Here is a 20,416-nt window from a genome sequence, read left to right as displayed (position 1 = left end):
CCCCGGTAAAATGCCGGGTTTCCCCCGACTCACCCACCCTGAACCCTCCCCCCATGGCCAACACCCAGCAATCCCAACAGATGGCAAATGCGATCCGCGCATTGGCCATGGACGCCGTTCAACAAGCCAACTCCGGCCACCCGGGCGCCCCCATGGGCATGGCCGACATGGCCGTGGCGCTGTGGAGCCGCCACCTCAAGCACAACCCCACCAACCCCCAGTGGTTTGACCGCGACCGTTTTGTGCTCTCCAACGGCCACGGCTCCATGCTGCTGTACGCACTGCTGCACCTCACGGGCTACGACCTGCCCATCGGCGAGCTGAAGAACTTCCGCCAGCTGCACAGCAAGACTGCAGGCCACCCCGAAGTGGGCATCACCCCTGGCGTGGAAACCACCACCGGCCCGCTGGGCCAGGGCATCACCAACGCGGTGGGCTTTGCGCTGGCTGAAAAGCTGCTGGCCGCCGAGTTCAACCGTGAAGGCCATGCCGTGGTGGACCACCACACCTACGCCTTCCTGGGCGATGGCTGCCTGATGGAAGGCATCAGCCACGAAGCCGTGTCCCTGGCGGGCGCCTGGAAGCTGAACAAGCTGATCGCCCTGTACGACGACAACGGCATCAGCATCGACGGTCAGGTCGCGCCCTGGTTTGCCGACAACACCCCCCTGCGTTTTGTGGCCAGCGGCTGGAACGTGATTGGCCCCATCGACGGCCACGATGCTGACAAGGTGGCCGCGGCCATCGAAGAAGCCAAGAAGCAGACCGAGCGCCCCACGCTCATCGTGTGCAAGACGCACATCGGCAAGGGCAGCCCCAACCGCGTGAACACGGCCAAGGCCCACGGCGAACCTCTGGGCGCCGAAGAAATCAAGCTCACGCGCGAAGCCCTGGGCTGGACCAGCGAGCCCTTCGTGATCCCTGAAGAGGTGTACGCTGGCTGGGACGCCAAGGCCACAGGCGCCGCCGCTGAGGCTACCTGGAACGAACGTTTTGCGGCCTACAGCGCAGCCTTCCCCGAGCTGGCTGCCGAATACACCCGCCGCATGCAGGGCGACCTGCCCGCCAACTTTGCGCAAGTGGCCGTGGACACCGTAGTGGCCGCGCACACCAAGGGCGAGACCGTAGCCAGCCGCAAGGCCAGCCAGCTGGCCCTGGAAGCCTTCACCGCTGCGCTGCCCGAACTGCTGGGCGGCAGCGCCGACCTGACCGGCTCCAACCTGACCAACACCAAGAGCACACCCAACCTGCGTTTTGACATGCAGGGTAACGTGGTGCAGACCACGCTGGAAAACGGCCAGAAGATCGGCGGCCGCCACATCAACTACGGCGTGCGCGAATTCGGCATGGCCGCCATCATGAACGGCGTGGCACTGCACGGCGGCTTCATCCCCTACGGCGGCACCTTCCTCACGTTCAGCGACTACAGCCGCAACGCCATCCGCATGGCCGCGCTGATGAAGCAGCGCGTGATCCACGTGTTCACGCACGACTCCATTGGCCTGGGCGAAGACGGCCCCACGCACCAGTCCATCGAGCACGTGGCCAGCCTGCGCCTGATCCCCAACCTGGACGTCTGGCGCCCAGCCGACACGGCCGAAACCGCCGTGGCCTGGAGCGTGGCCCTGAGCAACCGCGACAAGCCCACCGTGCTGGCCCTGTCGCGCCAGAACCTGCCCTACGCGCCCAAGCGCGATCTGGGCGACATCTCGCGTGGCGCTTACGTGCTGAGCGAGCCTGCCGACGTGGGTATCAAGAAGAAGCCCGTAGCCGTGATCATGGCCACCGGCTCCGAAGTGCAGCTGGCCCTCAAGGCCCAGCGCCTGCTGGCCGACAAGAAGATCGGCGTGCGCGTGGTCTCCATGCCCAGCACCACCACCTTCGACCGCGAAGACGCCAAGTACAAGAGCAGCGTGCTGCCCGCCGGCGTGCCCCGCGTGGCCGTGGAAATGGGCGTGACCGACGGCTGGTGGAAGTACGGCTGCGCTGCCGTGGTGGGCATCGACACCTACGGTGAATCGGCCCCTGCGCCCGTGCTGTTCAAGCACTTTGGCTTCACCGAAGAAAACGTGGCCGATGCAGTGCTGGTCGCCATCGGCGCTGCACGCCTGAAGCCTGCCAAAAAGGCCAAGGCCCACTGAGTCCCCTCCCGCCCGCTGCACGCCCGCTGCAGCAGTGGGTGCGCCCCGGCAGATTCCTGATTTCGACTTTGCAACTTTGAAGAGGCACCCTATGACGATCAAGATTGGTATCAACGGCTTCGGCCGCATCGGCCGCAACGTGCTGCGCTCGGCCATCCAGAACTTCAGCGACATCGAAGTCGTGGGCATCAACGACCTGCTGGAGCCCGAGTACCTCGCGTACATGCTCCAGTACGACTCGGTGCATGGCCGCTTCAAGGGCGAAGTCTCGGTCGAGGGCAACACCCTCGTCGTCAACGGCAAGAAGATCCGCCTGACGCAAGAGCGCGACCCCGCCAACCTGAAGTGGAACGAAGTCGGCGCCGACGTCGTGATCGAATCCACCGGCCTGTTCCTAGACAAGGTCACCGCGCAAAAGCACATTGATGCTGGCGCCAAGAAGGTCATCCTGTCGGCTCCTTCCAAGGACGACACCCCCATGTTCGTGTTTGGCGTGAACCACGACACCTACGCAAGCCAGGCCATCATCTCCAACGCCTCGTGCACCACCAACTGCCTGGCCCCCGTGGCCAAGGTGCTGAACGACAAGTGGGGCATCAAGCGTGGCCTGATGACCACCGTGCACGCAGCCACTGCCACGCAAAAGACCGTGGATGGCCCTTCGAACAAGGACTGGCGCGGCGGCCGTGGCATCCTGGAAAACATCATCCCCTCCAGCACTGGCGCAGCCAAGGCTGTGGGCGTGGTGATTCCCGCGCTGAACAAGAAGCTGACCGGCATGTCCTTCCGCGTGCCCACCTCCGACGTGTCGGTGGTCGACCTGACGGTGGAACTGGACAAGGCTGCCACCTATGAAGAGATCAAGGCCGAGATGAAGGCCCAGTCCGAAGGCGCGCTCAAGGGCGTGCTGGGCTACACCGAAGACAAGGTGGTGGCCACCGACTTCCGTGGCGACACCCGCACGTCCATCTTTGACGCCGACGCCGGCATCGCGCTGGACGGCACCTTCGTCAAGGTCGTGAGCTGGTACGACAACGAATGGGGCTACTCGAACAAGTGCCTGGAAATGGTGCGCGTGGTCGCCAAGTAAGCTTTTTTGGGAAGTTGAAAAAGCGCGAGGGATCCTCTGCACGAATCGAGCGGAAAGTGCGCTCTGCGGATCGGGAGGGGCTGCCAGGAGCAGAGCACAGCAATAGCCCAGCTATTGCGAGCCTTTGCAACGCAGCAGACCGCCCGAGACCACAGATGCACACGGCGCGGTGATGCGTGCAAAGGATCCCCAAAAGCAACTACCCTGTTCAAGCCGGTCGCCTGCAAAGGCCGCCGGTTTTTTTCGTCTGCGCGTTGGCGGTGGCTCGCCCCGCCTCAGGGCATGGCAGCGGCAGACGCCTGTGGCGGCGCGCTGGCAATGTGCACCGTGCGGGTGGGGAAAGCAAACTCCACGCCCATGGCCTTGAACTCGCGCAGCAGCCCCAGGTTGATGGACTGCTGCAGGTCCATGTAGAGGTTGTAGGCCGGGTCTTCCACGATGTAGACGACCTCGTAGTCGAGCGAGCTGGCGCCGAGCGCCTTGAAGTGCGCACGGTCAAAACGCAGTTGCGGGTGGGCTTCGATGAGCTTGCGCACCACACCCGGAATGGCCTCGGCCTGCTCGGGGGTGGTGTCATAAGCCACACCGAAGGTGAACACAATGCGCCGCCGCTCCAGCATGCGGAAGTTGCTGATGGTCTGCTTGAGCAGGTCGGTGTTGGACATCACGATCTGCTCGCCCTGCAGGCTGCGGATGCGTGTGGTCTTGAGACCAATCACCTGTACCGTGCCCGACACACTGCCCACCACGATAAAGTCGCCCACCTCAAACGGCTTGTCCACCGCAATGGCCAGGGATGCGAACAGGTCGCCCAGAATGTTCTGCACCGCCAGCGCCACGGCAATGCCACCCACCCCCAGGCTGGCGATGAAAGCCGTGATGTTCACACCCACGTTGGACAAGATGGCCAGCAGCACCACGCTCCACAGGAGAGTGCGCAGCCCCCACGACATGAGCGTGGCCGAAGCGCTGACCTGTGTCATGCCACTGGACGAGTGCCGCTCCACATAGCGGCGCACGCCGATGCCAATGGCACGCATGCCCCACAAGCCCATTTGCAGCGCTACGGCCACAAACCACAGCTGGCTCAAGCGGCTCTCCCAGCGGCCCGGCAGGTCGAGCAGGCTTGCGCCCACCAGCAGCGCCACCACCAGCATCAGCGTGCGGCTCGTGCCTTCCAGCACATCCACCAGGGTCAGCGCCATGCCGCTGTGCGACTGCGTGGCCCACACCTTCGCGCGCCGGGTCAGCAAGTGCAGCACCACGAGGATGGCTGCGTAGGTGGCGACAGCCGCCGCCAGGGCCACGCACAGGCTCCATAGCGGCACGCCCGCAAAGGTGGTCTCCTGGACCCAGGTGAAAAAGGTGGATGGTGGCATGCAGTAACTCTCCTCTTCGTAGTGCAGTGGTGATGGGGAAGGCGTGCGCGGCACCCCGCAGGGGCCCGGCCATGGGCCTTGGCGTACGGGTGGCCAGCACCCGCAGCTACACGATGAGTGCGCGTGCTGTCATTGATCGAGACCTGGGTGGGATGAGAGTTCCCGAAGGCAACAAGTCACTCTCCTTCACGCAGATGGTGGACGCCTTGTTTGCAAGTGTTCGTAAGACATACCCCACAGCAATACAGAGGCAGGGCCTACGCCTGCTTGCAGGTCGGGCCCCAACAATGCATCAACACCAGAACCCCCTGGTGGCCCGCCCGATGCGTCGGTACGGCCTACCCAACCACCTCCAGAGGAGTCCACCACACCATGCATTCATCCGCACTGATCCGTACCGCCACAGCAGCACTCGCACTGGGCGCACTGGCCGCCTGTTCATCCACCCCGGCGCCCACCGAACAGATGGCGGTCACCCGCACCACCGTCAACCGCGTGGCGGCTGCCCCGGCTGTAACCACCAGTGCCCCCGTGCAGTTGCAGCAAGCACGCGAGAAGCTGATGCAGGCCGAAAAAGCGATGGCCGAAAAGGACTATGTGGCAGCACGCCGCCTGGCCGCTGAGGCCGAGGTAGATGCCCGCGTGGCCGAGACCCGCGCAGACGCGGCCAGCAATGCCGCCAACCTCGCCCAAGTGCAAGACGGTATCCGCGCACTGCAAGAAGAAATCAACCGCCGATCGCCCCGCTAAGCCAGCGCCAAACATGGGGCCATAGCGCCCCTTGGCTTCGCCTCAGGCACCACACCGTTGAGGCCCCGCGATTGCCCCACCCCCACTTCAAGGAACACCTGACCATGCACCGCTTTTTTCATCGCACTACCGCCCTGTGCACCAGCCTGATTGCCGTTGGCCTGCTGGCCGCATGCGCCAGCACCACGCCATCGCCCGCACTGGAAGAGGCACGCACCGCAGTGAGCACCGCTGCCGGAGACCCCGCCGTGAACCAATACGCACAGCTCGAACTGAAGCAGGCCACCGACGCACTCGCCAAGGCTGACCGCGTGTGGGCCGACGACCACGACACATCCGAGACCAACCACTTGGCGTACATCGCCCGCCAACGCGCCGAGATCGCCACCAACGCGGCCCGTGCGCGCCAGCTCGATGCCAACATCCAGCAAGCAGGCGGCGAAGCGGACCGCATTCGCCTGCAGGCTCGCACCCAAGAGGCTGACACCGCCCGTCTGCGCGCGCAACAGGCCCAACAGCAGGCGATGAGCGCCGAGCAGCGCGCAGCCCAGCAGCAAGCGCAGGCCACAGCCGCCATGGCCCAGGCCAATGCTGCACAAGACCGTGTGCGCGAACTCGAAGCCCAGCAGACCGAGCGCGGCTTGCTGGTGACCTTGGGCGATGTGCTGTTTGCCTTTAACAAGGCCGATCTGTCGGCCCAGGCAGGCCCGCGCCTGGACAAGCTGGCAAACTTCCTCAAGCAGTTCCCGGACCGCAAGTTGCTGATCGAGGGCTACACCGACAGCGTGGGGGGCGACAGCTACAACCAGGACCTGTCAGACCGCCGCGCCCAGGCCGTACGTGTCGCGCTGGTGCAGCGCGGCGTCGACAGCAGTCGCATCAACGCACGCGGCTACGGCAAGGCCCACCCGGTGGCGGACAACGCGTCGCCCGAAGGCCGCGCCATGAACCGCCGTGTGGAGATCGTGATTGCCGATGACAAGGGCAACTTGCGCGGCCGTTGACGCCCCACAAAAATCCCACCATCAAGCCGTGGTGAAGCGGCAGTGAATCCGCACTGACGCCCACAAAGACCGCGCCGCTTACGCCGCGCGGTCTTCAAACGTCTCGGTATCCACCTCACTCGCGCTCTGCGCGTTGTAGCGGTGGCCCACCACCGTGCGCTCGTTGATCAGCGCATCCAGCCGCGCCATGGTGGCCGCATCCAGCCACACGCTGGCAGCCCCCAGGTCGTCATGCAGGTGCTCCACGCTGGTGGTGCCGGGGATGGGGATGATGTGCTCTGCCTTGTGCAGCAGCCAGGCCAGCGCCAGCTGGGCGGGGGTACAACCCACATCGCGCGCAATGGCCTGATAGCCATCGAGCAGCTTCAGGTTGGCAGCATAGGCTTCGGGCGCAAAACGGGGCATGGCACGGCGGATGTCCTTGGCATCCAGCGCACTCACATCGCGCAGATCGCCACACAGAAACCCCCGCGCCACGGGGCTGAAGGCCACAAAGGCCGCGCCCAGTTCGCGGCAGGCGTCCAGCACGGCGATCTCGGGGTTGCGCGTCCAGAGCGAATACTCGGTCTGCACCGCAGCAATGGGATAAACCGCGTGTGCCTTGCGCAGCGTGGCAGCAGACACCTCCGACAGGCCGATGCTGCGGATCTTGCCCGCGCGCACCAGATCAGCCAGTGCGCCGACGCTGTCTTCAATGGGCACCTTCTTGTCCCAGCGGTGCAGGTAGTACAGGTCGATCACATCGGTCTGCAGACGGCGCAGGCTGTCTTCGCAGGTCTGGCGCAGCGTGGCGGGCCGACCATCGATCACGCGCACCAGCTTGCCGTCACCATTCACGTCCACGCCCTGCATGCCGCATTTGCTGGCCAGGGTGAAACGGCTGCGATGCTGCTTCAGCACACGGCCCACCAATGTTTCGTTGGCGCCAAAGCCGTACAGCGTGGCGGTGTCGAACAGCGTCACGCCTGCATCCAGCGCGGCCAGCAGCACGCGTTCGCCCTGCTCGGCAGACACCGGGGCGCCATAGGCGTGCGACAGGTTCATGCAGCCCAGGCCGATGGCCGAGACGGAGAAAGGTCCAAGGTTTCTTTGTTGCATGCCGCGAGCTTACGGCAAGCGCGCCAACCCACCGGGTGGCTCGGGCTTGGAGGCAGGCCTAAGTCTTTTCCGCCGAGGGCCGCTTCGCCCACAACGCAATGCGCTCGCCCGCAGCACAGGCTGCCACCAGCTGCGCAAACCGCGCTTCCCGGGTCGCATCGCGTTTGGCGGATGTGACCCAGTGCAGCATCCCCTTGCGATAGCTGGGCGGTGTGGATTCCTGAAAGTACCGCCACGCGGCCTTGTTGCGCTGGAACGCACGCTGCAGCGCCAGTGGCAGCTCGGCCACCCCCACCTGCTCGTGCGAGTAGATGGCCGACTTGTCTGCCTTGCGGTGCGCGAAGGCGGCCAGGCCAGCAGGCGTCATACGGCCGGCCGCCTGCAATTGTTCCACCTTGGCGATGTTGACCGCGCTCCAGATGGACGAAGGCTTGCGCGGGGTGAAGCGAATCGAATACGTGTCCTCGTCAATGCGCCGCCGCACCCCATCGATCCAGCCAAAACACAAGGCCTCATCCACCGATTCCGACCACCCCATGCTGGGGCGGCCCGAGCCCACTTTATGAAAACCCACCAGCAGTTCTGGCGCGCTGGCCGCATTGCGCTCCAGCCATTGGCGGAAAGCCTGCGGGGTGGCGAAGAAGGTGGGCGTGAAGTGCTGAGTCATGGTGCTGCAACCGTCCTTCCGTCGTGCCACTTCCTGACCGCTGCCACTGCAGGTGTGCGGCTTAGGCCACCACGGAGTCTTGCGCCTGTTCGGCGCGCGGCCCCAGGGGCACTATGCAGAGCATCACCCCATCCAGCGTGAGCACCAGCCCCAGCTGCCCGCCCACCTGCACCACGCCACTCACTGTGGCGGGCGCGTGTGGGGAAACCGTCGGCAAGGGCATCACTGACTGCAATGCCCTCACAGCACCATGGGTGCCGAAAGCGCTGCCGGGCGGCTGGCGCAGCAGGGCCCAAAGCGTCTGCGGGTCTCGCGATTGCAGCGACTGCAGGTACAGGCGCAGCACAGCAGCGTTGGCGTCGTTGGGCTCATCGCGCGATTCGCCACCCTCCTGAGCCTGCCGCAGGCGCTGCAAGGCGCGGTGCAGTTGCTGGCGGCTGGCCGCTTCAGACCGACCGCTGGCCTGCGCCAGCTCGGCATGGCTGGCGTCGAAAACCGCATGCAGCAGCACCGCAGCGCCCTCTGCGGGAGTCACACACTCTGCCAGCACCCGCAGCGCCAGCCTTGCCTGCTGAGCAAGAGCCGCATCAGCCTCAGCCGATGGTGCGACCATGCCAGCGACATCGCCGGGTGCGGTCTGCATGGCTTCAGCCAGCCATTGCGCCATCCACTGGCGCCGCCGCAAGCGGTCGATGGCCAGATTGCGCACCACCGTCAGCAACCAGGCCTGGGCCGCATTGAGCGCAGGGACATTGGCCTCCAGCGCGCGCACGTAGGCGTCTTGCACGGCGTCTTCAGCATCGGCTGGGCCCAGCAGGCGCGTGGCGGCGCGGATCAGGGCACTGCGGCTGGCGTCTAAGAGCGATGCGGCGTGTTCGTCTTTTCGCATCGGATCATGGTGCCACAGGCTGACCAAAAGCAGACTAGGCCAGAAGTTGATGGTCGAATACAGGGATCTGGCGTTGATTCGAAGGACGGGGTTGGGCCCGTTGCAGTCCTAACAGTTGCTCCATAGCTGACATTGACGGGGCAGCCTAGACCTCCTCCAGAGCTTCAGGCCCGTAGATATCGACTGACAACTGAATGCCGCGCTGCCCCAGCGCGACCATGGTCTCGGGTGAAATCGCTACCCCCTCATTTCCACTGCACATAAACCAACCGCAGAACAAGTCGACGCGAAACCGAGCCCTAATGCTGCTCCAGACTGATAAGTCTGACGTAAGTTGACCAAGCAACTCAGAGACCTGCCAGTTCAAATTTTCAGGCTTGGTCTCCTTCGCGCTTAGACGCCACACGCCGGAGTTCCTCGTGACTATGCGCCCCGAAGGACCTGGCGGGAGATGATGCCCTTTTGCATGACCTGACGTTGGCACCGCTCCTAGCAGTCTTGAGATCTCCTCTGGAACAAGCTCGTCGCCCATGATGCGCAACGTTGCCACAGACCGTTCAAGATGTGCCATCAGTGAAGTCTATTCAGATTGATGAAGGACCGCTGTTGGCGGCGCATTCAACCGGTCGATGCAACACACTGATAACTGCGTAAGCAGACGGAGTGTTGCAAATGAAGTATCGGACACGAAACTACTACACCGACAGCCAAAAGGCGCTGATGTGGGACCGCTGGAAGGAAGGTTGGACGCTGCACCAGATAGGCCAGCTGTTTGACCGGCCACACACCTCGATCCAAAACATCTTGGTGAAGACAGGTGGCATTAGGCCTCTAGAAAGACGTCGCTATGCGAAGTATTGAATTCCCAGCCAAACAAGAAGTGCGCTGAAAGCCGCCACCTGAATACGCTTGCTAATTGCATTTAAACGGTCAATTTCTACATCGAGTTGCGCAGATTTTTCTGAAGAATTTCGCTTGCTTAGCCTGGCGATCTTTATCGCCATGACTAACTGCACAACGGCAAATATGAGCAGAATTATTGCGACTTGATACTTGGTCATAGCGGCTTATTCTGGTCGAGTTGAACGGCATCAGCCAGCGGCAGGTAATGGCCGATAGCACTCGTCCAGAGGCACAACCCAGCGATTGCAATACGGGGCAGCCCTTTGTTCTGAGCAGCATATGTATATGTCTGCGCCTGACAAGTCTGGCTGTACTGGCGCAGCCGGCAGCACCAAGCCATCCGCCATCCGCCCCATTCGCCTGCGGCATCAGTGACAGGCTCTAACCGCCGTTGCATGGACAATCTCGGCATGTCTGGCGCACCTACTACTTCAAACACCTCTTCCCCCCGCCCCGTGCTGATCGCCGGTGGCGGTATCGGCGGCATGGCCACTGCCCTCACCCTGCACCAGATCGGCGTGCCCTGCATCGTCTTTGAATCGGTGTCCGAGCTTCAGCCGCTGGGCGTGGGCATCAATCTGCAGCCCAATGCCGTGCGGGAGCTGCACGACCTGGGGTTTGGCAACGATGTACTGGACACCATTGGCCTGCAGGCGCGTGAATGGGCGCTGGTGGGCCGCAACGGCAACGAGGTGTACGCCGAGCCGCGCGGCCTGGAGGCGGGCTACCACTGGCCCCAGTATTCGGTGCACCGGGGACAGCTGCAGATGATGCTGTACCACGCCGTCAAAGCCCGCCTGGGCGACGACGCCGTGCAACTGGGGCAACGGGTGGTGGGCTACCGGCAGGATGCGAACGGCGTCACCGCCATCGTCGAGACACGCGACGGCACGAAACGCGAAGTGGCAGGTTCGCTGCTGATAGCGGCCGATGGCCTGCACTCGGCCGTACGGGCGCAGATGCACCCCGCGCAGCCGCCCATCCAGTGGGGTGGCGCCATCATGTGGCGGGGCACCACGCCAGGAGTGCCGGTACGCACGGGCGCTTCGTTTGTGGGCGTGGGCTCGCTGCGGCACCGCGTGGTGTTCTACCCCATCACGCCGCCCGATCCGGACACGGGCCTGGCCACCATCAACTGGATCGCAGAGATCACGGTGGACAATCAGGGCGGCTGGCAGCAGGGCGACTGGAACCGGCGCGTGGCCCTGGAGGAGTTCGCTCACCACTTCGAGGGCTGGAACTACAGCTGGCTGGACGTGCCCGCCATGCTGCGCGGCGCCAAGGATATTTTTGAGTACCCCATGATCGACCGCGACCCGGTGCCCACCTGGGTGGATGGCCACGTGGCACTGCTGGGCGATGCGGCGCATGTGATGTACCCCGTGGGCTCCAACGGTGCGAGCCAGGCGATTGTGGATGCGCGCGTGCTGGGCGCGCAGCTCATTGCACATGGCGTGGGCCCGCAGGCACTGCGCGCCTACGACGACAAGCTGTGCAAAGACATTTCAGCCCTGGTGCTGCGCAACCGGGGCTCTGGCCCCTTTGGCCTGCTGGGGCTGGTGGATGAGCGCTGCGGTGGGGTGTTCGACCACATCGACGACGTGCTTCCACGCGAGGAGCGCGAGGGCTTCATGGCCCGGTACAAGGCGGCGGCGGGATTTGCGATCGAGACACTGAATGCGGCGCCGCCCACCATCGCGCCGGGGCAGCGCGTGGCCATGGGCTGAGAACGTGTTGACGATCTGATGTCACGCCCGGCGTGTCTCGTTCGTCAAGGCAGTCCCATCTCTCAAAAAGGACTAGCCTCCATGGACACACCGGACACCCCCACAGCCCCTTCCAGCTCTACCCACAGCACCGAGCCGCGCACCTCTTACCTGGAAGAAAAAGCCTTCAAGGCGCGCACCCTGCTGGTCTTCGGCACCATCACCGACACCCTGGCCGCCGATGTGGCGCGGCGGTTGATTGCGCTGGATGCCGAGAGCGCCGAGCCCATCGACCTGCTGGTGAGTTCGCCCGGCGGGCACCTGGAGTCGGGCGACACGATGCATGACCTGGTGCGCTTTATCAGCGCGCCGGTGAACATGATCGGCACCGGTTGGGTGGGCAGCGCGGCCACACACCTGTACCTGGCTGCGCCGCGCGAGCGGCGGTTCTGCCTGCCCAACACGCGCTTTCTGATCCACCAGCCCAGCGGGGGCGCAGGCGGCCCGGCCAGCGACATCGCCATCCAGGCACGCGAGATCGTGAAGGCCCGTGAACGCATTGCACACACCATCGCCCGGCAGACGGGCAAGCCGCTGGACGTGGTGCTGGCCGACATCGAGCGCGACCACTGGCTGTCGGCCGAGGAGGCTGTGGACTACGGCCTGGTGTCGCGCATCATCGAGCACAAGGCCGAGCTGCGCGCGCTTTGACGCCTCGCTGAGACGGGTGCTGGCTGCGCTACGCCCGCATCTGCGCCAGCCGCAACCCCACCAGCCGCACCCAGGCCGGGCCGCCATAACCGGCCACCAGGTCGTGACCCAGCGCGGCCCATGCGGGGTCCTGCGGGTCTACGCCCAGCTCTGCCACAAACTCTGCCTGCACCAGCATGCACTGCCGCCGGTAGGGCAGCACGAAGGCGCCGGGGTCTTGCGCGTGCACCGCGCGGGCTTCGGCATGGGTGGCGAACCACTGGTTGAGCAGGATGCCCGTGCGCGCGGCGTGCCAGAAGGTGCCAAAGTCATCCCCAGGCCGCGCAAAGCCGCCCAGTACGGTGCGCGCATAGTCCCAGTGCACAAACCCCGCGTGCCGCGCGGCGTCGTTCAGGCAATAGCGCAGTTTGGCGTCGTGGTCACCGGCACGCCGGGCCACATTGAGTGCGATGCGCGCACGGGTCTTGAGTTCGTCGAGCGGTGTGGAGGTGGTGCTCATGCAGCGTCCACACCCAACTCTTCGCGCCACAGCGCCAGCAATGCAGCCAGGTCTTCACGCCGCTGGGCTTCGGTGGCGTCCTCGCGGCGTTTGAGCACGTCCAGCAACTCAAAGCTGAACGCAGCCTCGCCGTGCTGCTGCCACTGCTGCTGCAGGCGTTTGTCGGTGTGGCTGCGCATGCGCAGCTGAAACCGGGCACGGTTGATGGCGCCGGCTACGTTCGTGGACGCGTGCACCTGCACGCCAGCGTGGCCGATGGCCGTGCAGCGGATGGCGTACACGCCCGCATCGGGCGGGTTGTCCTTGTAGTGGCGCAGCAGCTCGCGCTTGCGCTCGCCACGGGGCGCAAGCGGCGCCGTGGCGTTCAGCGCGGCTGACGGGATGTGGGAGGACGATTCGGAAAGAGAGGATGGAGCTTCCATGACAGGTTCCTGGTTTGCACAACCGGCCCTTCCCGCAAAGGGCCGATAAAAGCAAAGGTCTGTCAGGTCTACAGCAAGACGGTGACGTGAGGGTGAGAGCCTCTTGTGCGGGCAGGCGCCCCTCAGCACCTGTGGTGCGCATTGTAGTGCGCCAGCCCGCCAGCGCCTGAAGCTATCACTTTGATAGCTTCAGGCGCATTACATATCGGCGCTACCGGCCGATTTGGCTTGCAATCAGCCTGCGTTGAGCTGCAGCTCCAGGTCGTGCAGCACCTGATAGCAGGGCAGCACCTGTGCCACGCTGGCGTTGGGCTCGCGGCCCTCCTGGATGGCGGCGAAGAACTCGCGGTCCTGCAGCTCGATGCCGTTCATGCTCACATCCACCTTGCTCACGTCGATCTTTTCTTCCTTGCCATTCACCAGATCGTCGTAGCGCGCGATGTACGTGGCCGAGTCGCCGATATAGCGGAAGAAGGTACCCAACGGGCCGTCGTTGTTGAACGAGAGCGACAGCGTGCAGATGGCGCCGTTGGCGGCCTTGAGCTGAATGCTCATGTCCATCGCAATACCCAGCGTGGGGTGGATGGGGCCCTGGATGGCGTTGGCTTTGACGACGGGGCTGCCCGCCTGGTAAGCGAACAGGTCCACCGTGTGGGCAGCGTGGTGCCACAGCAGGTGGTCCGTCCAGCTGCGGGCCTGGCCAAGCGCATTCATGTTGGTGCGGCGGAAGAAGTAGGTCTGCACATCCATCTGCTGGATGTTGAACTCACCCGCCGTGATCTTTTGGTGCACGTACTGGTGGCTGGGGTTGAAGCGGCGGGTGTGGCCACACATGGCCACCAGGCCCGTCTGCTTTTGCAGGGCGATGACTTTCTCGCCATCGGCCAGTACGTCGCACAGCGGAATCTCGACCTGGACGTGCTTGCCCGCTTCCAGGCAGGCGAGGGTCTGGCTGGCATGCATCTGCGTGGGCGTACACAGGATGACGGCGTCCACCTCCTTGATCGCCAGGCTGTCCTTCAGGTCGGTGGTGACGTGCTTGATGCCGTATTTGTCCGCCACTTCCTGGGTCTTGGCCAGGTCGCGGCTGATGAGGGAGACGACTTCGACGCCGTCAATGTTCTTGATACCGTCCAGATGCTTGATGCCGAAGGCGCCAGCGCCTGCGAGTGCGACTTTGATGGTCATGGTGTGTGTGTCCTTTTACGTGTTCTCAAGAATCAGGTGGCCCACGGCGGTGTTGGACGCGGGCACATGGTAGAAGCGGTGCGCCAGCTTCGGTGGCTTGCCTCCGGCCACATCGTCCATGGCACCGCGCGCGATGAGCCACATCACCAGCTCGATGCCCTCGCTGCCCGCTTCGCGCACGTAGTCGATGTGCGGGATGCTGGCGGCGGCCTCGGGATCGTTGATGAGCTTGTCGAGGAAGGCGTTGTCAAACTCTTTGTTGATGAGGCCTGCGCGCGGGCCCTGCAGTTGGTGGCTCATGCCGCCCGTGCCCCAGATGTGCACGTTCAGGTCTTCGTCGTAGCTCTCTACCGCCTTGCGGATGGCCTGGCCCAGGTTGTAGCAGCGGCGGCCGCTGGGCACGGGGTACTGCACCACGTTGACGGCAAACGGGATCACTGGGCAGGGCCAGGCGCCGGTCTGCGGATGCTGTTCGCCACACATCAGCGACAGTGGCACCGTGAGGCCGTGGTCCACGTCCATCTTGTTGACGATGGTGAGATCGAAGTCCTGCTGGATGACGGACTGCGCAATGTGCGCGGCCAGGTCCGGATGGCCCTGCACCACAGGCACGGGGCGGGGGCCCCAGCCCTCGTCGGCGGGCTGGAACTGCGCGGCCGTGCCGATGGCGAACGTGGGGATCATCTCCAGGCTGAAGGCCGTGGCGTGGTCGTTGTAGACCAGGAAGATCACGTCGGGCTTGTTGTCCTTCATCCATTGCTTGGAGAAGTCGTAGCCCGCGAACAGCGGCTTCCAGTAGTCTTCCTGCGTCTTGCCCAGGTCCAGCGCGGCGCCAATGGCAGGCACGTGCGACGTGAACACGGAGGCGGTGATCTTGGCCATGGTCAGTTTCCTTTCTTGCCCGCCGCACCTTGCGGCTGGCGGTGCGCCTGGGCATCGCCGTCTTCGCCGATCACGCGGTTGCCGTTGGCCGAGCGGCCGCCGTTGATCATCATGTTGCGGTATTCCTCTTCGGTCATGCCGGTCATGCTGCCCGCCATCTGCTGGAAGCTCTTGCCATCGGTGGCGCCGATCTTGGCCAGAAAGTAGATGTTGCCGCCCAGGCGGATGCACCAGTTGAGGTCGCGTGCCAGCACAGCCTGCTTCTGCTCTTCGGTCATCGCCCACTCGTCCAGGTAGGCGCGTTCGTTGGCCTTGAAACGCTCGCGGTTGCCGGCTTTCATCAGGCTCATGCAGAACTGGTTGAGCCAGTAGCCCTTGCGGCTTTGCTCGGCGTCAAAGATGGTCGTGCCGGGCACGTCCAGGTAGGGTTTATCAAGAGACATGGTGTCAGTCTTCCACAGTGACTTCTTCGGGCCAGTAAAGGCGCATGGGGTTGTCCACCAGGAGCTTGTGCTGCAGCTCGGCCGTGGGCGCGATGTGCGGAATGAAGTCCACCAGCAGGCCGTCGTCGGGCATGTGGTCCTTGAGGTTGGGGTGCGGCCAGTCGGTGCCCCACAGCACACGGTCGGGAAACTCTTGCACCACACGGCGGGCAAACGGAATCACGTCGGTGTAGGCGTTCTGTTCACCGTTCAGGGCCTTGGGACCGGTCACAGACAGGCGCTCGGGGCAGCTCACCTTGCTCCACACATTGGGGTGCTGGCGCATGAACTTGAGGAACAACTCAAACTCAGGCCCATCGACAGGCTTGTTCACATCGGGGCGGCCCATGTGGTCCACCACCACGGTGGTGGGCAGTGCGGTGAAGAAGTCCCACAGCTCGGGCAGGTCCACCGCCTCGAAGTAGATCACCACGTGCCAGCCCAGCTTGTGGATGCGTGCGGCAATCTCCATCAGCTCGTCCTTGGGCGTGAAGTCCACCAGGCGCTTGACGAAGTTGAAGCGCACACCGCGCACACCAGCGTCATGCATGGCCTGCAGCTCTTCGTCCGTGACCGAGCGCTTGACGGTGGCCACGCCACGCGCCTTGCCGCCGGAGTGGACCAGCGCATCGACCATGGCGCGGTTGTCGGCCCCGTGGCAGGTGGCCTGCACCACCACGTTGCGCGCAAAGCCCAGGTGGTCGCGCAGCGCGTACAGCTGGTGCTTGCTGGCGTCGCAGGGCGTGTACTTGCGCTCGGGCGCGTAGGGGAACTCGGCACCGGGGCCGAACACATGGCAGTGCGCGTCCACAGCGCCTGCAGGCACCTGAAAGCGGGGCTTGCTGGGGCCGGCGTACCAGTCCAACCAGCCAGGGGTCTTGGTGAATTCGCTCATGGGCTTGGGTCCTTGGTTGCTTGGGGTGGCGCGGATCAGTCGAGGGACACGTTGGCCTTCTTGATCACCTCGCCAAAGCGCTGGCTCTCGTCCTTGACGAACTGGGCGAACTGCGCTCGGGTGGTGGGGAAGGGCTCGTAGCCAAAGCTCTTGAACTTTTCCTGCACATCGGCGCCGGCGAGGGCCTGCTCGATGTCCTTGCGGATCTTGTCGGTGACCGCTGCGGGCAGGCCGGGCGGCACGGCGATGGCGTTCCAGCCGGTCACCTCAAAGCCCTTGGGGCCACCCGATTCGCCCACGGTGGGCACATCCGGAAAGCTGGCCAGGCGCTGCGGCGCAGTGACGGCCAGAAAGCGCAGCTTGCCCGCGCGCTGCAGCGGCCCGGCGGTGGCGGCGCTGCCCAGCGCAAACGAAAGCTCGCCGGTGGAGACCGAGGTGTAGAGCTGCGTGGTCTCTTTGTAGAGCACATGCTCCATCTGCGTGCCGGTCGCGCTTTCGAACAGCTCGGAGCCCAGGTGCACCGGGTTGCCGATGGACCAGGATCCGTAGTTGAGTTTGCCGGGGTTGGCCTTGGCGTCGGCCACGATGTCGCCCACGGTTTTGTATTTGCTGTTGGCGGCCACCGTGAAGAAGAAATAGGTCTTGAACAGCGGCAGCAGCGTGTCGAAGTCCTTGGCCGTGTCGTACGGCAGCTTCTTGAACAGGCTGGGGTAGGCGGCCAGATGCACGTTGTCGAGCACGATCAGGTCATGCCCGTCCTTGGCGCCGCGCTTGAACGCATCGATGGCGATGAAGCCGTTGCCGCCGGGGCGGTTCTCGACCACCACGGGTTGGCCCCAGCTCTTGGACAGCTTATCGGCCACGAGGCGGGCTACACCGTCCGGGCCACCGCCCACGGGGAACGGCGTGATGATGCGCACGGGCTTGGACGGAAACGCCTGCGCCGATGCGATCTGGGGCACACAGCCCAAGGCAGCGGCCAGGCCCACAGCCAGGCCTGCACGGCGGGAGAGGGAGACGGGAGACACGGAACAACGCATGGAGAGAAGAGAATCTATTTGCTATGAATTACATAGCTGCCAGCACATGATTCACTAGCGCTTGCAGCCCAAAAGACTGAAAAAATCCGCTCAGTCGATGTACTTGAGGCCCGCCTTCTCCAGGCCGGGGCGCATGTTGTACATGTCCAGGCCCAGCACGCCGCTGGCGAGCTTGGCGCGTTTTTCGCCTTCAAAGCTCTCGCGCTTTTGCGCAGCGGCCAGGGTCTCGGCCGCGCGGGCGGCGGGCACACACACCACACCGTCGTCGTCGGCCACGATCACGTCGCCCGGCGTGACCAGTGCACCGGCGCACACCACGGGGATGTTGACCGAGCCCAGCGTGGCCTTGATGGTGCCCTTGCTGCTGATCGCGCGGCTCCAGACGGGGAAGTTCATCTCCTGCAGCGTCTTCACGTCGCGCACACCGGCGTCGATGATGAGCGCGCGCGCGCCCCGGGCCTGAAAGCTGGTGGCCAGCAGGTCGCCAAAGTAGCCGTCGGTGCACTCCGAGGTGACGGCCGCCACCACGATGTCGCCGGGCTGGATCTGCTCGGCCGCCACATGCATCATCCAGTTGTCGCCGGGCTGCAGCAGCACGGTGACCGCCGTGCCGCTGACCTGCTGGCCGCTGTAGATGGGGCGCATGTAGGGCTTGAGCAGGCCCACACGGCCCATGGCCTCGTGCACGGTGGCCGAGCCGAGAGCGGCCAGGCCGTCGGCGGCTGCGCGGTCGGCGCGGGTGATGTTGCGGTAGACAACGCCAAGTTCAAACATGTCAGAGCCCCTTTGCCTTCAGGCGTGAATCGAGTCGGGAGAACACGCGGCGCGTGTTGGCTTCGTAGATCTGGTGCTTGTCGTCGGCACTCAGGATCGTGGACGCCTCGATGTAGCGCTTGGTGTCGTCGTAGTAGTTGCCGGTGGTGGGGTCAATGCCCCGCACCGCGCCGATCATTTCGCTGGCAAACAGCACGTTCTTCACCGGGATCACGGTGTTGAGCAGGTCGATGCCGGGCTGGTGGTACACGCAGGTGTCGAAGTACACGTTGTTCATCAGGTGCTCGTCGAGCAGCGGCTTCTTCATCTCCTGCGCCAGGCCACGGAACCGGCCCCAGTGGTAGGGCACCGCACCGCCGCCGTGCGGAATCAAAAACTTGAGCGTGGGGAAGTCCTTGAACAGATCGCCCTGGATCAGCTGCATGAAGGCAGTGGTGTCGGCGTTCAGGTAGTGCGCGCCGGTGGTGTGGAAGCACGCGTTGCAGCTGGTGCTCACGTGGATCATGGCGGGCAGGTCGTATTCCACCATCTTTTCGTAGATGGGGTACCAGTGCTTGTCGGTCAGCGGGGGGCTGGTCCAGTGGCCGCCCGAGGGATCGGGGTTCAGGTTGATGCCCACGGCGCCGTATTCATGGACGCACTTTTTCAGCTCAGGGATGCAGGTGGCCGGGTCCACGCCGGGGCTTTGCGGCAGCATGGCCACGGGCACGAAGTGGTCGGGGAACAGCGTGGAGACGCGGTAGCACAGCTCGTTGCAGATGGCGGCCCAGGTGCTGGACACATTGAAGTCGCCGATGTGGTGGGCCATGAAGCTGGCGCGCGGGCTGAACAGCGTGATGTCGCTGCCGCGCTCCTTCATCAGCTTGAGCTGGTTGGTCTCGATGGACTCGCGCAGCTCGTCGTCGCTGATGTGCAGGTCTGCCACTTTGGGCATGGCGGCTGGGTCTTTGATGCCGGCGATCTGCGCATTGCGCCAGTTCTCCAGCGCCTTGGGGGCCGTGGTGTAGTGGCCGTGGCAGTCGATGATAAGGCTCATTTTTGGGTGCTCCTGGAAGGTGTTCTTGTGATCGGTCAGGCGGGGGTCATGCCCTGCTTTTGCTTGGCGTCTGCCGCAGCGGGAGAAGCCAGGTAAGCCAGCAACGCACGTGCTGCATCCGCCTGTTGCGCATGCACGCCAACGCCTGCGGAAAACGTGGTGGTGATCTGGATGGCCGGTGGCAGCGGGCCCACGATCTGGATGCCCTGCACGTGCAGCAGCTCACTCAGTTGCTGAAAGCCCAACGCCACCTCGCCCTTGGCCACCAGCGAGCCCACGGGCACGCCTGGGGGCGCCTGCACCATGCGCGGGGCGATCTGATCGGCAATGCCCCAGCGCTCGAACAGCTTGGCCAGCGCCACGCCGCTGGGACCGGTGGACAGGCTGATGCTGGGCGCGGCCAGCACGGCCTGGCGCACAGCGTCTTCGGTGCGGATGTCGGGCAACGGTGCGCCTGCAGGCACGGCCACGGCCACGCCGGAGTGCACCCAGTCCACCTTGCTGCCGGGCACCAGATGGCCCGCAGCCAAAAGCTTGTCGATGGCGTCGGACGCAAGGATGACCACGTCGAACGCCTCACCGGCCGCCACGCGCTTGGCCGCGTCCACGCCGCCCACCGATTCAATGGTGGCCTGCGTGCCCGATTGCTGCGCAAAACCGACCACCAGGTCGGCCAGCACCTGGCGCGTGGCCATGGAAGAAATGCCTCGGATCACAGGCGCCGTCATGCGTTGTCTCCTGCCGGGCTGCGGATGGCCCAGGCGGTGCGTGCAGTTGTATACATGCCGTCGATTGTGGGCAGCACCAGCCCAAACATGAAGGCGGCACCAGCACTACCAGATATATCATTCCGTGATCGT

General features: G+C 64.4%; 22 protein-coding genes and 1 pseudogene. 7 read left to right on the top strand and 16 right to left on the bottom strand.

The window, feature by feature from the left end:
• The first annotated feature begins 53 nt into the window (after positions 1 to 53).
• Complete coding sequence (tkt, locus tag AC1Q64_RS16230) at positions 54 to 2,141, top strand: transketolase (protein WP_492252055.1); 2,088 nt, start codon at positions 54 to 56, stop codon at positions 2,139 to 2,141.
• Between the two features lie 91 nt (positions 2,142 to 2,232).
• Positions 2,233 to 3,231, top strand: a complete 999-nt coding sequence (gene gap / locus AC1Q64_RS16225) for a type I glyceraldehyde-3-phosphate dehydrogenase (RefSeq protein WP_492252054.1) — start codon at positions 2,233 to 2,235, stop codon at positions 3,229 to 3,231.
• 275 nt (positions 3,232 to 3,506) lie between these two features.
• Here gap and AC1Q64_RS16220 read toward each other — a convergent pair whose 3' ends face one another.
• On the bottom strand, positions 3,507 to 4,610 hold the full coding sequence (locus tag AC1Q64_RS16220) for a mechanosensitive ion channel family protein (RefSeq protein WP_492252053.1): 1,104 nt from the start codon (positions 4,608 to 4,610) through the stop codon (positions 3,507 to 3,509).
• A gap of 372 nt (positions 4,611 to 4,982) precedes the next feature.
• On the opposite strand from AC1Q64_RS16220, the gene AC1Q64_RS16215 reads away from it, so the two are divergent.
• Positions 4,983 to 5,360 (top strand): DUF4398 domain-containing protein, encoded by a 378-nt coding sequence (locus AC1Q64_RS16215; RefSeq protein WP_492252052.1) that lies wholly within the window; start codon positions 4,983 to 4,985, stop codon positions 5,358 to 5,360.
• Positions 5,361 to 5,464: 104 nt separating this feature from the next.
• Complete coding sequence (locus AC1Q64_RS16210) at positions 5,465 to 6,364, top strand: OmpA family protein (RefSeq protein WP_492252051.1); 900 nt, start codon at positions 5,465 to 5,467, stop codon at positions 6,362 to 6,364.
• Positions 6,365 to 6,442: 78 nt separating this feature from the next.
• On the opposite strand, the gene AC1Q64_RS16205 is transcribed toward AC1Q64_RS16210, so the two are convergent.
• The 4 genes from AC1Q64_RS16205 to AC1Q64_RS16190 form a co-directional block, all read right to left on the bottom strand.
• A complete protein-coding gene (locus AC1Q64_RS16205; RefSeq protein ID WP_492252050.1) occupies positions 6,443 to 7,462 on the bottom strand; it encodes an aldo/keto reductase in 1,020 nt (339 codons plus the stop codon).
• Between the two features lie 58 nt (positions 7,463 to 7,520).
• Entirely contained in the window at positions 7,521 to 8,129 is a 609-nt protein-coding gene (locus tag AC1Q64_RS16200) for a YdeI/OmpD-associated family protein (RefSeq protein WP_492252049.1), read from the bottom strand.
• Positions 8,130 to 8,190: 61 nt separating this feature from the next.
• A complete protein-coding gene (locus tag AC1Q64_RS16195) occupies positions 8,191 to 9,018 on the bottom strand; it encodes an RNA polymerase sigma factor (RefSeq protein ID WP_492252048.1) in 828 nt (275 codons plus the stop codon).
• Between the two features lie 145 nt (positions 9,019 to 9,163).
• The gene (locus AC1Q64_RS16190) at positions 9,164 to 9,589 is read right to left on the bottom strand and encodes a DUF4279 domain-containing protein (RefSeq protein ID WP_492252047.1); all 426 of its coding nucleotides are present in this window, start codon (positions 9,587 to 9,589) and stop codon (positions 9,164 to 9,166) included.
• A 101-nt stretch (positions 9,590 to 9,690) separates the two neighbouring features.
• On the opposite strand from AC1Q64_RS16190, the pseudogene AC1Q64_RS16185 reads away from it, so the two are divergent.
• Positions 9,691 to 9,864, top strand: a pseudogene (locus AC1Q64_RS16185) (IS30 family transposase); the annotation flags it as partial.
• Here AC1Q64_RS16185 and AC1Q64_RS16180 read toward each other — a convergent pair.
• Complete coding sequence (locus tag AC1Q64_RS16180) at positions 9,864 to 10,079, bottom strand: hypothetical protein (protein ID WP_492252046.1); 216 nt, start codon at positions 10,077 to 10,079, stop codon at positions 9,864 to 9,866. The pseudogene AC1Q64_RS16185 and the gene AC1Q64_RS16180 sit on opposite strands and share 1 nt — an antisense overlap.
• 252 nt (positions 10,080 to 10,331) lie before the next feature.
• Between AC1Q64_RS16180 and AC1Q64_RS16175 the strand changes: the two genes are divergently transcribed.
• Positions 10,332 to 11,648: a flavin-dependent oxidoreductase gene (locus AC1Q64_RS16175; protein WP_492252045.1), complete on the top strand. Its 1,317-nt coding sequence runs from the start codon at positions 10,332 to 10,334 to the stop codon at positions 11,646 to 11,648.
• 81 nt (positions 11,649 to 11,729) lie between these two features.
• The gene (locus AC1Q64_RS16170) at positions 11,730 to 12,338 is read left to right on the top strand and encodes an ATP-dependent Clp protease proteolytic subunit (RefSeq protein WP_492252044.1); all 609 of its coding nucleotides are present in this window, start codon (positions 11,730 to 11,732) and stop codon (positions 12,336 to 12,338) included.
• A 28-nt stretch (positions 12,339 to 12,366) separates the two neighbouring features.
• Here AC1Q64_RS16170 and AC1Q64_RS16165 read toward each other — a convergent pair whose 3' ends face one another.
• The 10 genes from AC1Q64_RS16165 to AC1Q64_RS16120 all read right to left on the bottom strand — a co-directional run bounded on the left by AC1Q64_RS16165 (position 12,367) and on the right by AC1Q64_RS16120 (position 20,284).
• Positions 12,367 to 12,837 carry a hypothetical protein gene (locus AC1Q64_RS16165; protein WP_492252043.1) on the bottom strand — a complete coding sequence of 157 codons (471 nt, stop codon included), beginning with the start codon at positions 12,835 to 12,837 and terminating at the stop codon, positions 12,367 to 12,369.
• Positions 12,834 to 13,259 carry a GIY-YIG nuclease family protein gene (locus tag AC1Q64_RS16160; protein WP_492252042.1) on the bottom strand — a complete coding sequence of 142 codons (426 nt, stop codon included), beginning with the start codon at positions 13,257 to 13,259 and terminating at the stop codon, positions 12,834 to 12,836. The genes AC1Q64_RS16165 and AC1Q64_RS16160 overlap by 4 nt, the downstream gene beginning before the upstream one ends.
• 234 nt (positions 13,260 to 13,493) lie before the next feature.
• Complete coding sequence (locus AC1Q64_RS16155) at positions 13,494 to 14,447, bottom strand: Gfo/Idh/MocA family oxidoreductase (protein WP_492252041.1); 954 nt, start codon at positions 14,445 to 14,447, stop codon at positions 13,494 to 13,496.
• Between the two features lie 15 nt (positions 14,448 to 14,462).
• Positions 14,463 to 15,329 (bottom strand): class III extradiol dioxygenase subunit beta, encoded by an 867-nt coding sequence (locus AC1Q64_RS16150; RefSeq protein WP_492252040.1) that lies wholly within the window; start codon positions 15,327 to 15,329, stop codon positions 14,463 to 14,465.
• Positions 15,330 to 15,331: 2 nt separating this feature from the next.
• Positions 15,332 to 15,772, bottom strand: coding sequence for a protocatechuate 4,5-dioxygenase subunit alpha (ligA, locus tag AC1Q64_RS16145; RefSeq protein ID WP_291434235.1), 441 nt, complete (start codon positions 15,770 to 15,772; stop codon positions 15,332 to 15,334).
• Positions 15,773 to 15,776: 4 nt separating this feature from the next.
• Positions 15,777 to 16,706, bottom strand: a complete 930-nt coding sequence (locus tag AC1Q64_RS16140) for an amidohydrolase family protein (RefSeq protein ID WP_492252039.1) — start codon at positions 16,704 to 16,706, stop codon at positions 15,777 to 15,779.
• A gap of 35 nt (positions 16,707 to 16,741) precedes the next feature.
• Positions 16,742 to 17,746: a Bug family tripartite tricarboxylate transporter substrate binding protein gene (locus tag AC1Q64_RS16135; RefSeq protein ID WP_291434231.1), complete on the bottom strand. Its 1,005-nt coding sequence runs from the start codon at positions 17,744 to 17,746 to the stop codon at positions 16,742 to 16,744.
• Between the two features lie 90 nt (positions 17,747 to 17,836).
• Positions 17,837 to 18,520: a 4-carboxy-4-hydroxy-2-oxoadipate aldolase/oxaloacetate decarboxylase gene (gene ligK / locus AC1Q64_RS16130; protein WP_056067987.1), complete on the bottom strand. Its 684-nt coding sequence runs from the start codon at positions 18,518 to 18,520 to the stop codon at positions 17,837 to 17,839.
• A gap of 1 nt (position 18,521) precedes the next feature.
• Positions 18,522 to 19,556: an amidohydrolase family protein gene (locus AC1Q64_RS16125; protein ID WP_492252038.1), complete on the bottom strand. Its 1,035-nt coding sequence runs from the start codon at positions 19,554 to 19,556 to the stop codon at positions 18,522 to 18,524.
• 35 nt (positions 19,557 to 19,591) lie between these two features.
• Positions 19,592 to 20,284, bottom strand: coding sequence for a substrate-binding domain-containing protein (locus AC1Q64_RS16120; protein WP_492252037.1), 693 nt, complete (start codon positions 20,282 to 20,284; stop codon positions 19,592 to 19,594).
• Between the last annotated feature and the right edge of the window lie 132 nt (positions 20,285 to 20,416).

The organism is Acidovorax sp. GW835-FHT14G06, assembly GCF_058793595.1.
This window is presented reverse-complemented; position numbering and strand designations above follow the sequence as displayed.

Coding starts and splice junctions, on each gene's coding strand:
- AC1Q64_RS16175 (WP_492252045.1), top strand. CDS start 10,332: ATGTCTGGCGCACCTACTACTTCAAACACCTCTTCCCCCCGCCCCGTG.
- AC1Q64_RS16160 (WP_492252042.1), bottom strand. CDS start 13,259: ATGGAAGCTCCATCCTCTCTTTCCGAATCGTCCTCCCACATCCCGTCA.
- ligK (WP_056067987.1), bottom strand. CDS start 18,520: ATGTTTGAACTTGGCGTTGTCTACCGCAACATCACCCGCGCCGACCGC.
- ligA (WP_291434235.1), bottom strand. CDS start 15,772: ATGTCTCTTGATAAACCCTACCTGGACGTGCCCGGCACGACCATCTTT.
- AC1Q64_RS16125 (WP_492252038.1), bottom strand. CDS start 19,556: ATGAGCCTTATCATCGACTGCCACGGCCACTACACCACGGCCCCCAAG.
- AC1Q64_RS16180 (WP_492252046.1), bottom strand. CDS start 10,079: ATGACCAAGTATCAAGTCGCAATAATTCTGCTCATATTTGCCGTTGTG.
- AC1Q64_RS16170 (WP_492252044.1), top strand. CDS start 11,730: ATGGACACACCGGACACCCCCACAGCCCCTTCCAGCTCTACCCACAGC.
- gap (WP_492252054.1), top strand. CDS start 2,233: ATGACGATCAAGATTGGTATCAACGGCTTCGGCCGCATCGGCCGCAAC.
- AC1Q64_RS16210 (WP_492252051.1), top strand. CDS start 5,465: ATGCACCGCTTTTTTCATCGCACTACCGCCCTGTGCACCAGCCTGATT.
- AC1Q64_RS16140 (WP_492252039.1), bottom strand. CDS start 16,706: ATGAGCGAATTCACCAAGACCCCTGGCTGGTTGGACTGGTACGCCGGC.
- AC1Q64_RS16200 (WP_492252049.1), bottom strand. CDS start 8,129: ATGACTCAGCACTTCACGCCCACCTTCTTCGCCACCCCGCAGGCTTTC.
- AC1Q64_RS16155 (WP_492252041.1), bottom strand. CDS start 14,447: ATGACCATCAAAGTCGCACTCGCAGGCGCTGGCGCCTTCGGCATCAAG.
- AC1Q64_RS16195 (WP_492252048.1), bottom strand. CDS start 9,018: ATGCGAAAAGACGAACACGCCGCATCGCTCTTAGACGCCAGCCGCAGT.
- tkt (WP_492252055.1), top strand. CDS start 54: ATGGCCAACACCCAGCAATCCCAACAGATGGCAAATGCGATCCGCGCA.
- AC1Q64_RS16165 (WP_492252043.1), bottom strand. CDS start 12,837: ATGAGCACCACCTCCACACCGCTCGACGAACTCAAGACCCGTGCGCGC.
- AC1Q64_RS16205 (WP_492252050.1), bottom strand. CDS start 7,462: ATGCAACAAAGAAACCTTGGACCTTTCTCCGTCTCGGCCATCGGCCTG.
- AC1Q64_RS16120 (WP_492252037.1), bottom strand. CDS start 20,284: ATGACGGCGCCTGTGATCCGAGGCATTTCTTCCATGGCCACGCGCCAG.
- AC1Q64_RS16135 (WP_291434231.1), bottom strand. CDS start 17,746: ATGCGTTGTTCCGTGTCTCCCGTCTCCCTCTCCCGCCGTGCAGGCCTG.
- AC1Q64_RS16190 (WP_492252047.1), bottom strand. CDS start 9,589: ATGGCACATCTTGAACGGTCTGTGGCAACGTTGCGCATCATGGGCGAC.
- AC1Q64_RS16220 (WP_492252053.1), bottom strand. CDS start 4,610: ATGCCACCATCCACCTTTTTCACCTGGGTCCAGGAGACCACCTTTGCG.
- AC1Q64_RS16150 (WP_492252040.1), bottom strand. CDS start 15,329: ATGGCCAAGATCACCGCCTCCGTGTTCACGTCGCACGTGCCTGCCATT.
- AC1Q64_RS16215 (WP_492252052.1), top strand. CDS start 4,983: ATGCATTCATCCGCACTGATCCGTACCGCCACAGCAGCACTCGCACTG.